The 14,120-nt window shown below is 67.4% G+C and carries 11 protein-coding genes; 4 read left to right on the top strand and 7 right to left on the bottom strand.

Annotated elements, in window-relative coordinates; all coding sequences use genetic code 11:
- Position 1 precedes the first annotated feature (1 nt).
- Positions 2-982: a L,D-transpeptidase gene (locus NR101_RS13935; RefSeq protein ID WP_256777327.1), complete on the bottom strand. Its 981-nt coding sequence runs from the start codon at positions 980-982 to the stop codon at positions 2-4.
- 197 nt (positions 983-1,179) lie between these two features.
- Between NR101_RS13935 and NR101_RS13930 the strand changes: the two genes are divergently transcribed.
- Positions 1,180-2,637 (top strand): GGDEF domain-containing protein, encoded by a 1,458-nt coding sequence (locus tag NR101_RS13930; RefSeq protein ID WP_256777745.1) that lies wholly within the window; start codon positions 1,180-1,182, stop codon positions 2,635-2,637.
- 216 nt (positions 2,638-2,853) lie between these two features.
- Here NR101_RS13930 and NR101_RS13925 read toward each other — a convergent pair whose 3' ends face one another.
- The 6 genes from NR101_RS13925 to NR101_RS13900 all read right to left on the bottom strand — a co-directional run bounded on the left by NR101_RS13925 (position 2,854) and on the right by NR101_RS13900 (position 8,213).
- On the bottom strand, positions 2,854-3,270 hold the full coding sequence (locus tag NR101_RS13925; protein WP_256777325.1) for a hypothetical protein: 417 nt from the start codon (positions 3,268-3,270) through the stop codon (positions 2,854-2,856).
- Positions 3,271-3,395: 125 nt separating this feature from the next.
- Positions 3,396-3,734, bottom strand: a complete 339-nt coding sequence (locus NR101_RS13920; RefSeq protein ID WP_256777324.1) for a hypothetical protein — start codon at positions 3,732-3,734, stop codon at positions 3,396-3,398.
- 66 nt (positions 3,735-3,800) lie between these two features.
- Positions 3,801-4,745 (bottom strand): DegV family protein, encoded by a 945-nt coding sequence (locus tag NR101_RS13915; protein ID WP_256777323.1) that lies wholly within the window; start codon positions 4,743-4,745, stop codon positions 3,801-3,803.
- Between the two features lie 81 nt (positions 4,746-4,826).
- Positions 4,827-5,465 (bottom strand): DsbA family protein, encoded by a 639-nt coding sequence (locus NR101_RS13910; RefSeq protein WP_256777322.1) that lies wholly within the window; start codon positions 5,463-5,465, stop codon positions 4,827-4,829.
- A gap of 55 nt (positions 5,466-5,520) precedes the next feature.
- Entirely contained in the window at positions 5,521-6,804 is a 1,284-nt protein-coding gene (locus NR101_RS13905; protein WP_256777321.1) for an amidohydrolase family protein, read from the bottom strand.
- Positions 6,801-8,213 (bottom strand): amidohydrolase, encoded by a 1,413-nt coding sequence (locus tag NR101_RS13900; protein ID WP_256777320.1) that lies wholly within the window; start codon positions 8,211-8,213, stop codon positions 6,801-6,803. The genes NR101_RS13905 and NR101_RS13900 overlap by 4 nt, the downstream gene beginning before the upstream one ends.
- A 455-nt stretch (positions 8,214-8,668) precedes the next feature.
- Between NR101_RS13900 and NR101_RS13895 the strand changes: the two genes are divergently transcribed.
- The 3 genes from NR101_RS13895 to NR101_RS13885 all read left to right on the top strand — a co-directional run bounded on the left by NR101_RS13895 (position 8,669) and on the right by NR101_RS13885 (position 14,003).
- Positions 8,669-12,049, top strand: a complete 3,381-nt coding sequence (locus NR101_RS13895) for an autotransporter serine protease (protein WP_256777319.1) — start codon at positions 8,669-8,671, stop codon at positions 12,047-12,049.
- Positions 12,050-12,633: 584 nt separating this feature from the next.
- A complete protein-coding gene (locus NR101_RS13890) occupies positions 12,634-13,410 on the top strand; it encodes an AMP nucleosidase (protein ID WP_256777318.1) in 777 nt (258 codons plus the stop codon).
- A 53-nt stretch (positions 13,411-13,463) separates the two neighbouring features.
- Entirely contained in the window at positions 13,464-14,003 is a 540-nt protein-coding gene (locus tag NR101_RS13885; protein WP_256777317.1) for a DUF924 family protein, read from the top strand.
- Positions 14,004-14,120: the final 117 nt, after the last annotated feature.

Raw genomic sequence — 14,120 nt, 5'->3', positions numbered from 1 at the left:
ATCACTCCTGCATCACCACAGGCACCGAGGCGTCCACCGCATCGGCCACCTGCAGGGCATCCCAGTTGGTCATGCGCACGCAGCCGTGCGATTCGGTCTTGCCCACATGGCCCGGCTCGGGCGTGCCGTGCAGGCCGTAGTGCGGCTTGGAGATATCGATCCAGACCCGGCCGACCGGGTTGTTCGGGCCGGCCGGCAGTAGTGCCTTGCTCTCCTTTTTGCTGGCATCCCAGAACAGCTTGGGGTTGTAGTGGAAGGTCGGCTCGCGCGAGATGCCCAGGATCTTCCAGGTCCCGATCGGCAGCGGATCGTGCTTGCTGCCCGAGGACACCGGGAACTGCGCGTACACCTTGCCCTGTGCGTCATACAGGCGCAGCGTGGAATCGGACTTGTCGATCACCAGCTTGGCCGCCTTGGGCAGCGCCGCCGGGGCGATGTTGGGTACCTGGATCTCGCTGCCGGCCTTGGCCAGGTCCACGCCGGGGTTGAGCGTGCGCAGCAGCTCGGGCGAGGCATGGAAGCGTTCGCCCAGCGACTCCTGCACCGTGGTGAAGCCCAGCGCCTTGAGCTTGGCCTGCTCGGCCGGCTTCTTCGGGATCGGCTGGAACGGGCCGGCCACGTCCTCGGCGGTCAGGGTGTAACGGGCCAGCACGGGCGTGCTGTCCGGCTGCAGCGCCTGCCAGGTGGCATCGTCGAGTTCACCGGTAACCTTGAGGCCGCGGGCGGCCTGGAAACCGGCCACCGCACGCTTCTGGTTCGAGCCGGGCAGGCCATCGATTTCGCCCGGCGAGAAGTGCGCACGGTCCAGCAGCACTTGTGCGTGCAGGTCAGAGCGCACACCGGTGGCCGGCGCGCTGTTCCCGGCGGTGGCGTTTTCGGCAATGGGCGCCGGCAGCGCAGCCGGCGTTTGCGCCCAGGCCGGTGCTGCGCAGGCCAGGGCGAAGGCGAGAAGCGGGGCGGTGGCGCGCGGGCGCAGGATCATCGAGAACGTCCGGTAGGGGGTATGGATTTACCTTGCCGGAGCGATGTGCACGTGTGCCGTGAAAACGCTGACGGGCAGCTGAGTGCGACGCGGTCCCTGGCAGCGTGCACGGCCTGTGAAGCGCCTTGCCTCGTTTGATCGGCGCCGCAGGGCATTCGCGCTATCGTGGGCGCACGTCACTCCGGACAGGGGGTTGCATGGCAGCAGCATGGTGGGCGGCGTTGTACCTGCTGTGCCACGGATTGGCCCTGGCATTGCTGCCGGGCCATGCACAGGCGTTGTCATTTTCGTTCCTGATCGGTGCGCCGCTGCTGGCCGCGCTTGCCTGCCTGTGGCGCATGCGGCTGAGCCAGGCGCGCGTGGGCTGGCTGGCGCTTGCGGTGGGCATGCTGCTGTGGGCCGGCGGCATGGCGTTGAACATGTACCAGGAAATCGGACGCGGCAATCCCGATGCGACGCCGGGCGCCAGCATGCTGCTCTACGTGTTGTACGGGGTGCCGCTGACATTTGCGATGGCGCACCCGCGGCATGAGCCTTGGTACCTGATCCTTATCGACGGCGCGTTGGCGCTGCTGCTGGGCTACCTGTTCTTCGTGCACACCTTTTCCTTCGCCACGGTGAGCGATGCCCCGGCGCAGGGGATAAACAGCCTGCGGGTGATGTTCGACATCGAGAACCTGTTCATCGCGGTGTTCGCGCTGGTGCGCTACCTCGCCAGCGAAGACGGCTCGCGCCGGGTGTTCTTCCGTGCGTTGAGCCTGTTCGCCTGGCTCTATCTGGGGATGGCCGCCTACATCAACCACTTCGCCACCGAGGCAAGCTACGGCGGGGTGACCGATGTGCTGATCGACCTGCCGTTCCTGCTGCTTGCGGTACTGGCACTGCGCGGCGGCGCCGAGGCGGAGGACACCACACCGCGCCGCCTGGCATTGGCGGTGCGCGCTGGCAGCCCGTTGATCCTGCCGGCCGCGCTGCTGGTGGTGTCGGGATTGATGGTGGACAAGCACCCGCACCTGGCCGTGGTCGGCTTCGCGCTGGCCACGCTGGGGTCGGGCCTGCGCGGGGTGGTGTTGCAGGTACGTGCGATGGAGCGCCAGGACCAGCTGGACGTTCTGTCGCGGGTGGACGCATTGACCGGGGTGGCCAACCGCCGCCAGTTCGACCACGTGCTGCAGGCCGAATGGGGCCGCGCGCGCCGCAGCGGGCAGGGCATGGCCTTGCTGATGGTGGACATCGATCACTTCAAACAGTTCAACGACCGCTTCGGCCATCCGCTGGGCGATGTGTGCCTGCGCGAGGTCGCTACCACGCTGGCCGGCTGTGCCACGCGCGGGTCGGACGTGGTGGCGCGCTATGGCGGCGAGGAATTCGCGGTGGTGGTTCCCGCGACGACGCGCGAGGGTGCGCTGGCGCTGGCCGAGACCATGCGCCAGGCGGTGGAACGGGTGCGTCTGGCCTCGCCCGGTGCGGTCAACCTGATCGGTGTGACCGTCAGCATCGGCGTGGCGCATGTCGCGCAGATCGCTTCGTCCGATCCCAGTGGCCTGTTGGCAGCCACCGATGCCGCGTTGTACGAGGCCAAGCGGCATGGCCGCAACCGGGTGGTGGAGGCGGACGTTGGCGTGTCATCCGTCGCCGTCGCGACGCCGCGATGAGCCGGTCGCCGCGGCGTGGCGCCCGGCGGTGACAGTGGACGCTGCGATCGATGCTTACGCCAGCGAGCAGCAGCGCAGCGATCCCCCAGCGCATCGCCCTGGACAACCAGGCAGCGCTGGCCACCCGCGAGGGCCAGTGCGGCAATGCCGCGGGTGGAGCTGTACCGGGCGTTGGGGGGCTGGCAGGGTGGCGAAGCGGTCGCAACGACGGGGACGTCAGGCGCCGGGGCCGCGCATCCCTGATCCGCTGTCGACCGGCCGTCGGGGTGAACCCCGCCGGCCCAGCAGTCGGTAGGGCAGGTAGCCGATCATCAGCACCGGAATCACCGTCAGCGCCGCCCGGAGCACGGTGCCGCCCTCGGGCAGGGCGCTCCAGATGACCTCCAGCAGCATCATGCCGATCAGCATGATCGGACCGCCGGCGGCGATCAGGATGACGCGGCGCACGCCGCGGTTGGGAACGAGGTACACGACGTCGTCGGCCGGCACCGCCGGAGGCGCCGATGCAGTCGGGCCAGGGCGCGGCGCGGGCACGCGCACCGGATCCACCACGTCGCGAAACGGCGCCTGCGGCGGCGACAGCAACGCGTCAAGGTCGGTGCGGTCGATGAGATTGCGGAGTTTCGGGTCCACGTGGCATTCCATGCGTAAAGGCCGCCATGATGGCGGCCCGGTTCCAGTGTCGGGCGGCATGCGCAGCCCGCTCTGGAGAGCGGCGAGGGCAACATGCGGTCGGCACGTTACCATCGCATCGCGCTTCAACGCACGTCGCGCAGTTCCCAGTGATGCCCGGCCAGCATGCGCAGGCGCTGCTTGAACACATCGCTGTCGATGCGGGTGGTGGCCACCAGGTTGATGCGCAGGTCGTCCTGCGAGCCGGTGACGGTGGCCGACGGATCGGCGGCCCCCCACTGCGCTTCGACCGCGTCCGGGTCGGGCTGCTTGGCACGCCACTTGTCGAACAGGACAGTGCTGCGCAGGGCATCCTGCAGCTCCTCGGCGAAGCCGGCGGCGCCCTGCGAGCGGAAGGAAAGGTCTGGATCGTTGCCGCGGGCCTTGGACGGGTCCGGCAGGCTGATGTGGTACTGCGTTGACATGGTTACCTCCAGTGAATGCGGCAAGGCTGGCAGAGCCGAAGTGCAATCGGCGTGCAGATCGGCGGCTCAGCCGCTGAAGGTATGCGGTTCGTCGGCAAATCCAATGGTGACCGCGCCCTTGCCGACGTTGACCATGCCGGTCAGGCTCATCACCGACTCGAACAGCTCCACCCCGTGCGCCTGGCAGGTCTGCTGCAGCGTGGCGTAGCCGGGCAGGGCCTGCAGGTCGGCCAGCTCGCCGCCGTAGCTGACGCATACGGTGGGCGTCAGCAGCCCGGCCTTGACCCGCTGCCCGACGAAATCGAACAGCTTCTGCACCGCGTTGTCGAAGCCCTTGATCTTGGCCACCGGCCCGGTCTGCCCGCGGTAGCCATGCAGTACCGGCTTGATGTCCAGCGCGCTGCCCAGCGCCGCGCTGAGCAGGCCAACGCTGCGGTCGCCCTTGTGCCGGGCGCGGGCGCGCATGTAGTACAGGTCGCGCGTGACCATGTAGCCGTGCACGTTCTGCGCCAGCATTTCCAGCCGTTCGCGGATCTGCTGCACGCTCACGCCACTGGCGCGCAGGCGCACCGCTTCCACCGCGGTCACGCCCTGCGCGGCGAACAGGTTCTGGGTATCGAGCACGCGCAGGGCAAACGGCGTATTGAAGCCAGCTGCCTGGCGCACCGGCTTGTAGTCGTTGAGGATCGCGAAGCTGGCCTGCATCGCGTTGTCATGGATGGGGCTGCGGGTCTTGGTGATCGTCATGCAGAACACATGGTCGTAATCGATCACCAGCTTGCCCAGGAACAGGTCGCGGATCTGGGTGACGCTGAACGGAATGGTCTCCGCTTCGGCGCCGTGTTCGGCCACGTGGGCATGCAGGAAGCTGAGCGTGGCCTGCTCGTCGCGATGGTCGGCGAGCACCGCTTCGCCGATCCGCACCGTGATCGGCAGCAGCACGATGTTGTGTTGTTCGATGAAGTCCTGCGGCAAATCGCAGGCAGAGTCGACGACGATTCCGATGCGCATCCTGAGCCCCCCTCAAGGCCGGTTGTAAGTTCGGAAGTGTGAAAGCTATCTCAAAATCGTCGACGCTGCCTGAGCGGCCAGTCAGCTTGCCGGTCGGCTGCGCTCCACCGCCACCGGCAGGTTATCGATCCGTGCCCATTCGCCGCGCTGCAGCATGGTCGGGTCGGCCAGTACGGCCTGCATCAGGCCGTGCGCCTCGTTGCCCCAGAACAGTTCGCCATCGATGGCCAGGGTCGGTACCCCGAACACCCCGGCGCTGATCGCCGCCTCGGTGTTCTGCCGCAGCTGCTCCTTCACCGACGGCGCCGATACCGCTGCGGCCACGTTGGCCACGTCCAGCATCGCGCCCGGCAGGGCCAGCGCGGCGGGGGTATCGGCGGCGTGGCCATCGCGCCAGATCCAGTTGAACAGGATGTCCACGGCCTGGTGGCTGGCTTCGGCGGCCAGGCACAGCCGCAGCGCGGCCAGGGGATTGAACGGGTGCCTGGGCGGGAAGCGCAATGTCACCCCCTGCTGCTGCGCCTGCCACAGCACTTGCCGGTAGGTGAAGCGGCGCTTGGCCGGGATCTCGGCCGGGCCCAGGTTGCCCAGGTGGTGCAGCACGGCACCGAAGGCGATCGGCACCGGCGTGATCCGCTCGAACTGCGGCAGCTGCTTGAGCTGCTGCCAGTGCAGGTAGGCGAACGGCGAGACGAAATCAAAGTACCAGCGCAGCGCCATCGGGAATTCCTTGCAGGTGGATGCGGCGGGGGGCGGTCCCGCCGCGGAAGGCGGCTCAGCGCGAGTATGCGCGTGGTTCGGCCGAAGCCGGGGCCAGGTAGCGATCGCGCAGTTCGGTCTGCCGCGAGCGCATCGGCATCGGCCGGCCGCCCAGCCACACCTGCTCGGCGTAGTGGCCCACGTCCAGCGGGTCGCCTTCCCACAGCACCAGGTCGGCCAGCTTGCCGACCTCGATCGTGCCGATCCGCTCGCCCACGCCCAGCACCTGTGCCGGCACCCGGGTCAGCCCGGCCAGGCCGTCCTGCCAGGGCAGGCCATTGGCCACCGCATTGCCGGCCAGCTGGCGCATCTTGCGGGCGTTGTGCGAGGCATCCTCGCGCTGGGCGAAGCTGACCTGCACGCCAGCGGCACGCAGGCGCGCGGCGTTCTCCAGAGTGGCACCGATCTGGTCGAAGCTGGCCGGCAGGTTGCCCAGCGCGTCAACGAACACCGGTACGTTGGCCTGCGCCAACTGCGGTGCCACCCGCCACGCTTCGGCACCCCCGGCGATGGCGATCTTCACGTTTTCGCGGGCCGCCCAGCGCAGCAGCTGGCGGATGTCGGCGGCGCGGTCGACCTGCACTACCAGCCGCCCGTGGCCGCCGAGGTAGCGGGCCAGCGTGGCGCGGCCGGCAGGGGTCAGCAATGCGTGCGGCGAATCGGCAGGCACGCGGCCGCGCGCTTCGCTGACCATCTGTTCGAGCAGCATCCATTGCGCCGCGCGCGAGCTGCCGGTCAACTCGGCGCCCGACGCACCCAGACGGAGGTACAACGCCAGCGGCCCTATCGGATCGGTGCTGCCATCCAACCGCACCACGCCGCCCTGGCCGGCGATGAAACCACCGCCGCTGTTGGCCCCCAACGCGGTGAACCCGATCCCGTCCAGTCGGGCCACCGGGATCAGCACCGAGTCGGGGTTATAGGCCAGGCTCACATCGAATTCCGGCCGCAATGGCTGGTCGTCCAGCTTCAGCGTGCTGTCCACCGTGGCCGACTCGCCGGACACTTCCTCGATGCCGATGTCGGTGATGCCACCGAACAACGCCGGGGTCAGCGGCTTGCCCGCGGCTTCGACCACCACGGTGCCAGCCGGTGCCGACAGACCTGCGCCGACCGCGCGGATGATGCCGCCCTGGACCAGCACGTCGGCGTGCTCCAGGCTGCCGCGCGCGCTGGCGGTGTGCACCGTGGCATTGCGCACCAGCAGGTCCTGCGCCTGCGCCGGCAGGGCGGCCAAGACCAGCAAGGTAGTGCCGAGCCACGCTCGGCAACGCGCCGAACTACTCCAAGCGCGCCTCATGGCCGGACCTCCTGGCCAAGCATGAAGTCCGACAGCGGCTGCCGCCGCGCATCGTGGCGGTCGTAGACCTGATGTCCGTCGATATAGACCTGTTCGGCCTGCGCGTAGGAACTGAAGGGACTCCCGTTCCACACCACCACATCGCCCATCTTGCCCGCCTCCAGGCTGCCCGTCTGCTTCTCCACGCCCAAGGAGCGTGCCGCGTTGAGCGTCAGCCACATCATCGCGCGCTCCGGCGCGATCGTGAGACCGGCGCGGCGCGCGTTGGCGATCGCCTTGGCTGCTTCCTGGTTGAGCCGCTGGATGCCTTCGGGCGAATCGGAATGCACGATCGCACAGCTGTTGGCCGGGCGGTCGACCAGCGCGATGTTGTCCTGGATGCCGTCGAAGGCCTCCATCTTGAAGCCCCACCAATCGGCCCACAGCGCACCACACACGCCCTCGGCGGCGAGCCGGTCGGCCAGCTTGTAGGCCTCCACGGCATGGTGGAAGGCGGCGATCTTGAAGCCGAATTCCTTGGAAAGATCCAGCATGGTCGCCATCTCGTCGGCGCGGTAGCAGTGGATGTGCACGCGGATGTCGCCCTGGATCGCGCCGGCCAGGGTGTCCAGCTTGAGGTCGCGCTTGCCACCGGCATCGCCAGCACTGTCGCCCTTGTCCTCGCCACCGAACCACCGCTTCTTCTTCTGCGGCTTCTTCGGCGTGTTCTTGGCGAGATACTCGCTGGCATCGATGAAGGCGGCGCGGTAGCCGGCCACGTTGCCCATCCGCGTTGACGGCGCCACGCCCTTGCCGCCGCCGTAGACGCGCTTGGGGTTTTCGCCGCAGGCCATCTTCAACCCCCACGGCGCGCCGGGGAATTTCATGGCCTGGTAGGTGGTGGCCGGCACGTTCTTCAGGGTAACGCCGCGGCCACCGACCAGGTTGGCCGAGCCCGGCAGCACCTGCATCGCGGTCACGCCGCCGGCGAGCGCTGCGGCGAAGCCCGGATCCTGGGGCCATACCGAATGCTCGGCCCATACGTTGGCGGTGACCGGCGCGGTCATCTCGTTACCATCGCTGTGCGCACTCACCCCGGGGCTGGGGTACACGCCCAGGTGCGAATGCACGTCGATGATGCCGGGAGTGACCCACTTGCCCCGCGCATCCACTTCGCGCGCATCGGCCGGTGCGGCCAGCGCCGTGCCGACGGCGGCGATGCGGCCATCGCGCAGCAGCACGTCGGCCTGTTCCAGGCGCACGCCCGTACCGGTCAGCACGGTGGCATTGCGGATCAGTACCGGCGCCGAGGCGATCGGCGCGTAGGTGCTGGGATAGGGGTCCTGTACGAATCGCGAGGCGGCCGGCGCCGACGGCGCGGCAAGTGAAAACAGCGCCAGGGCCACCCCGGCGGTCAATCGTGTGCGCATGTTTCCCCGATGCGGCATGGACGGATCGGCCGACGCTAGCGGTTGCCAGCGGGATTGCCAAGTGACGTAGCTCATGGAGGTGGAATCGGGCATCCGCCGACGTAGCCAATCGCTGTGGGGGTTTTCCTGATACCCATCTGCCACGTCAATGGTTAGCGTGATCTTGTCCAGAATTCTGGATGACGCCTGGTTGTGTGCTACGCGTCGCACCGTCGAAGGCCTCCGCCTGCGATGGTGCAAAGGACCTTGCAGGGTCGCCCCGCAGGACGACCAACACGGAGGTTGACCGGCGGCGTTTCCGCCGCATCGGCTTATGCCCATAAATTGTAAAAATTCTGTAAAAAATCGCTTAGGATCAGTCAGCATGTCGTATGGAATGGCATGCATTTTCTGGTGCGGCTGCCGATATCCCTGCGATGTCCCGGCCCGAATCACTTCAAGGAAGTAGAGTTCAAATGACCTACGTATCGCGCTCCAACGCACATCGCCGTCCCTCGCCGAGCCTGCTGGCATCGGCCATCACCGGCACCCTGCTGGCCGCCCTCGCGGTACCCGCGCTGGCCAGTTCCTCTGCCGACTCCCTGACCACCTACCAGCAGCAGCGCGCGCTGCAGCGGGCGGCTTTCAGCCTCGACCTGCCGGCGGCCAATGTCGCCAATGTCGGCGGCGTCCGCATCACTGCCGAGCCGACCCCCGGCCCGATCAACGGCACCCCCGGCAATGCCGAGAGCTGGCGCAGCACCGAGTTCGACGCCGACTGGGGCCTGGGCGCGATCAACGCCGACGCCGCCTATGCGCGCGGCCTGACCGGCAAGGGCATCCGCCTGGGCGTGTTCGACAGCGGCACCGGCCTGCAGCATGACGAGTTCGCCGGCAAGGACCATCGCAGCATCCATCTGGCCGATGTGCTGCCCGATGGCAGCCTGTGCGCCCGTGAAGTGCTGGACGGCCCGGATGCCTGTTTCGTCAGTGATGGCGATCAGGTGGCGGTGACCTACAACTTCCTGGATCCGGTCGAAGAGGCGCTGCTGAATCGCAACGGCATCTACGAAGGGGCGAGCTACGAGATTCACGGCACCCACGTGTCCGGCACCATCGCGGCCAACCGGGACGGCAAGGGCACGCATGGCGTGGCCTTCGGCTCGGACCTGAGCGTGGCACGCCTGTTTGCCAACAGCGCCGCCTACCTGAGCGTGGTCCGCACCCCGCAGGGCGCGTATGTATCCTCGCAGACCGTGGCCTCGATCGGCGCGTCCGATTCGGTGTTCCCGCAGCTGTATGCGCAGCTCAACGCGCAGGGCGCACGCGCGGTCAACCACAGCTGGGGCCTGAGCAGCGAGCCGGACACCCTGGACGACCTGGACATGTACCTGGCGCATCCGGTGTTTGAGAACCAGCTGGCCGCAATGGCCGACGGCTCGCGCAGCAGCGGACTGATCCAGGTGTGGGCTGCCGGCAACACCGACGCGGTCAACCCGTCGCCGGAAGAAGCCCCGATCGCCGGCATGTATGCCTCTCTGCCGCGCGCGGTCGCCGACATCGAGCCGTACTGGCTGTCGGTGGTCAACGTCAACGAAAACCTCGAGCTGAGCAACCGTTCCATGCGGTGCGGACAGACGGCCAACTGGTGCCTGGCGGCACCGGGTTCCAACATCACCTCCACCGTCTACGGTGCCGACTCGCAGATCGACGCCGACTTCTACGATGACAACGGCAACCTGGTCATCGAAATCAACGGCCAGACACCGACCTATGGCTACGAAGACCTGAGCGGCACCTCCATGGCCGCCCCGCATGTCACCGGCGCGCTGGGCCTGCTGTTCGAACGCTTCCCGTACCTGGACAACGCGCAGGTGCGCGATGTGCTGCTGACCACCGCCACCGACCTCGGTGCAGCCGGCGTGGACGACGTCTACGGCTGGGGCCTGGTGAACCTGGCCAAGGCCATCGAAGGCTACGGTCAGCTGCGCGTGGACACCAACGTGGTGATGAACCAGAAGGCCGGCGGCCTGAAGGTGTGGGAAGGCGATGCGTGGGACGACTGGACCAATGACATCGGCGGCCCGGGCAAGCTGACCAAGTCCGGCATCGGCTGGTTGCGCCTGAGCGGTGACAACAGCTTCAACGGTGCGATCGTGCGTGAAGGCATCCTGGAGCTCAACGGCGTCAACGCGCTGACCGCTTCGCTGGATGTCACCGGCGGCCAGCTGCTGCTCAACGGCACCCTGCGCGACATGACCTTCAACAGCATCGGTGGCAGCAGCCGCGTGACCGCCACCGGCGTGCTGGACAACACCGACCTGAACATCAGCGGCGGCGTGGTGTCCTTCAATGGCGTGCAGACCGGCGGTGCCACCGTCGTCGGCGCCAAGGGCGCGCTGCAGGGCATCGGCCGTCTGGGCGATACCCGCGTGGAAGGCATCATCGCGCCGGGTAATTCGATCGGCACGCTGACCGTCGACGGCGATTACGTGCAGACCGCCACCGGCGTATACCTGGCCGAACTGGCCCCGGGCAGCCGCAGCGACCAGCTGCATGTGACCGGCACCGCTACCCTGGACGGCACCCTGAAGGCGCTGCCGGAAGCGGGCACCTACTACCTCGGCGAGCAGTTCAACTTCCTGCAGGCCGACGGCGGCGTCAACGGACGCTTTGCGACCGTGGACTTCAGTTCGTTCTCGCCGTTCCTGCAGTTCAACCTCGGCTACGGCACGGACGGTGTGCAGATCAACGTCGCCCGCGGCAACGCGCTGGCCAGCGCCGCGGTGACCGCCAACCAACTCGCCGTGGCACGCAGCGCCGACGGCCTGGCGCTGAACCAGGGCCTGCCCAAGCCGCTGACCCAGCTGTTCCCGGCCCAGGTCGGCGCGGCGCTGGACGGCCTGAGTGGTGAACTGCATGCCGCCGCGCCGATGGCGCTGGTGGAAAGCAGCCGTTACCTGCGCGATGCCGCACTCAGCCGCAGCCTCGGTGCACGTGCACCGGGCGCCAGCGAAGAAGCGGTGACCGGTGTGTGGGTGCAGGCCATCGGCGGCAGCGGCAAGCTTGACGGCGATGCCAACGCCGCCCGGACCGAAAGCAACAGCAACGGGTTGCTGGTCGGTGCGGACCACCAGTTCGGTGGTGGCTGGCAGGTGGGCGGGCTGATCGGTACCGGTCGTACCGACAGCAAGCAGGGCCAGGGCCGTCGTGCCCGCGCTGAAATCGACAACACCCACTTCGGTGCCTACGTCGGCAATCAGTGGGGCGGTTTCGGCCTGCGCGCCGGCCTGGGTTACAGCCGTCACGAGGTGGACAGCAAGCGCGAACTGGCCTTCGCCGGTTACCAGGACACGCTGACGGCCCGTTACGACGCCAAGACCCGCCAGCTCTTCGTCGAAGGTGCCTACCGCATCGGCGACGCCGAAGCCGGCCTGGAGCCATACCTGCAGGTGGCCCGCGTCGAGGTGGACGTGGACGGCATCAACGAGCAGGGCGGTGCCGCGGCGTTGCACGGCAACGTGGGCGACACCCGTAGCAACATCGGCACTGCCGGTGTGCGCTTCGACCGTGGCCTGAAGGCCTCCTGGCAGCAGGAAAGCTGGCTGCACGTGCGCGGTGGCGTCGGCTACCGTCGCGCTTGGGGCGACCGCAGCCAGGTCGCCGATCTGGCCCTGGCCGGTGGCAGCAGCTTCACCGTGAGCGGTGCGGCCATCGCCGACCACGCCGTGGTCGCCGAGCTGGGCCTGTCGGCCTGGCTGAGCCCGCGCAACCAGCTGGAACTGGGCTACAACGGCCAGTTCGGCAGCGAGTCGCGCGATCACGGCGTGACCGCACGTTGGTCCGTGCAGTTCTGATCGGGCACAACCGGTAACGGGAAAAAGGCGGCCAATGGCCGCCTTTTTCTTATCCGTCTCCCCGCCACGTTGCAAACGCAGCGCGTTCTGAAACTCTTCAGACGCGGCCGTCGGTGGGTCGGGCGATGGGGCCCCCAGACCCTTTCCGGCGAATGTCCCCCGGCCGCGGGGCGGCCTCCTCCTTTATTTCGCCTCCAAGGGCATGGGGGCCCCATCGCCCGACCCACCGACCAAGGCTAAAAACGCCTGGCTTCGGCCTGAGCACCGCAAGCCGAGCCCCTTAGCGGCCGGTAGGCGCCTGGGCAAAATAAAGGAGGAGGCCGCTCGCGGCCGGGGGACATTTGCGCCAGGGGCCTACCGGCCGCTAAGGGGCCCTGACGCGCGCGACAGACCCGATCGGACACGCCACGCGATCCCCACGCTCCATGGTCTGCATGACGCGCACGCGCACCGCCGTGCACCGTCCGCGAAGGCTCTTGGAACCAGACGCTCCCCACCTTGGGAAGAAAAGCCTTTCGCTTGCTTGTTGCTGCTCCATCCCCAGAATAGGCGCACTGAACCAAATGCCGGACGGACATCGCGGGATGAAGAACAAGCAGGAAATCGTTGAAAACTGGCTGCCGCGTTACACCGGCGTGCCCTTGGACCAGTTCGGCCAGCACATCCTGCTGACCAACTTTGCCGGCTATCTGCATACCTTTTCGCACCTTACCGGCGCACCGGTGCAGGGCATGGACCGGCCGATGGCCAGCGTCACCAGCGATGACATTACCCTGATCAACTTCGGCATGGGCAGCCCCAACGCGGCCATCGTGATGGACCTGCTGTCGGCGGTGATGCCCAAGGCGGTGCTGTTCCTGGGCAAATGCGGTGGGCTCAAGCGCAAGAACCAGCTGGGCGACCTGGTCCTGCCGATCGCCGCGATCCGCGGCGAGGGCACTTCCAGCGACTACCTGCCGCCGGAAGTGCCGGCGCTGCCGGCCTTCGCCCTGCAGCGTGCGGTGTCCACGACCATCCGCGATCTGGGCCACGATTACTGGACCGGCACGGTCTACACGACCAACCGTCGGGTCTGGGAGCATGATGAGGCCTTCAAGGAAAAGCTGCGGCTGATGCGCTGCATGGCCATCGATATGGAGACGGCCACCCTGTTCGCAGCCGGCTTTGCCAACCACATTCCCATCGGTGCATTGCTGTTGGTGTCCGATCAGCCGATGATCCCCGACGGGGTCAAGACCGAGGCGTCCGATGCCAAGGTCAGCTCGCAGTTCGTCGAAAACCATATCCAGATCGGTATCGAGGCGCTTAAGCTTATACGGCGCAACGGCAAGTCGGTCCGCCACCTGCGCTTTGACGAGTGATGGATATCGCACCGGCGGGCGTCTTGGGGACGCGCCGCCATCAGGGGTAGTAAATGGACGTGGCGGCACAAGTCGTGGAGTTCTGGCGCAATGCCGGCCCACAGCAATGGTTCACGCGCGATGACGCGTTCGATGCGCGGTTCCGCGAGGCGTTCCTGGAGGAACACTTCGCCGCTGCCCGTCGTGCACGCGAGCATTGGCTGGGCAGTGCCGATGGCGCGCTGGCGCTGATGATCCTGCTCGACCAGTTTCCGCGTAACTGTTTCCGCGATACCGCCCATTCCTACGCCACCGATGGGCTGGCCCGGCACTACGCGATGCGCGCGGTGGAAGAGGGGCTGGACCTGCAGTTGGTGCCCAAGCTGCGCGCTTTCATCTATCTGCCGTTCGAGCATTCGGAAGACCCGCAGGACCAGGAGCGTTCGGTGGCGATGTTCGATGTGCTGGGCGACAAGGAATACCTGCAGTACGCCGAGCTGCACCGCGACATCATCCGCCGGTTCGGTCGCTTCCCGCACCGCAATGCGGTGCTGGGGCGGATGCCGACGCCGGAAGAACTGGATTACCTGGCCGAAGGCGGGTTTGCGGGTTGAGGTGTTGAGAGCGGCGTAGAAGCAAAAAGCGTAGAAGCAACGGCAACAGCAACGGCAACAGCAACGGCAACGGCGGCGAGTGCGTGCCGTTGCTGGCTTGGCGGGTACGGGTGGGTT

Origin of the sequence: Stenotrophomonas sp. Ste86 (assembly GCF_024519465.1) — a bacterium.
GTDB lineage: Bacteria > Pseudomonadota > Gammaproteobacteria > Xanthomonadales > Xanthomonadaceae > Stenotrophomonas.
This window is presented reverse-complemented; position numbering and strand designations above follow the sequence as displayed.

Coding starts and splice junctions, on each gene's coding strand:
- NR101_RS13890 (WP_256777318.1), top strand. CDS start 12,634: ATGAAGAACAAGCAGGAAATCGTTGAAAACTGGCTGCCGCGTTACACC.
- NR101_RS13900 (WP_256777320.1), bottom strand. CDS start 8,213: ATGCGCACACGATTGACCGCCGGGGTGGCCCTGGCGCTGTTTTCACTT.
- NR101_RS13930 (WP_256777745.1), top strand. CDS start 1,180: ATGGCAGCAGCATGGTGGGCGGCGTTGTACCTGCTGTGCCACGGATTG.
- NR101_RS13910 (WP_256777322.1), bottom strand. CDS start 5,465: ATGGCGCTGCGCTGGTACTTTGATTTCGTCTCGCCGTTCGCCTACCTG.
- NR101_RS13885 (WP_256777317.1), top strand. CDS start 13,464: ATGGACGTGGCGGCACAAGTCGTGGAGTTCTGGCGCAATGCCGGCCCA.
- NR101_RS13895 (WP_256777319.1), top strand. CDS start 8,669: ATGACCTACGTATCGCGCTCCAACGCACATCGCCGTCCCTCGCCGAGC.
- NR101_RS13935 (WP_256777327.1), bottom strand. CDS start 982: ATGATCCTGCGCCCGCGCGCCACCGCCCCGCTTCTCGCCTTCGCCCTG.
- NR101_RS13920 (WP_256777324.1), bottom strand. CDS start 3,734: ATGTCAACGCAGTACCACATCAGCCTGCCGGACCCGTCCAAGGCCCGC.
- NR101_RS13915 (WP_256777323.1), bottom strand. CDS start 4,745: ATGCGCATCGGAATCGTCGTCGACTCTGCCTGCGATTTGCCGCAGGAC.
- NR101_RS13905 (WP_256777321.1), bottom strand. CDS start 6,804: ATGAGGCGCGCTTGGAGTAGTTCGGCGCGTTGCCGAGCGTGGCTCGGC.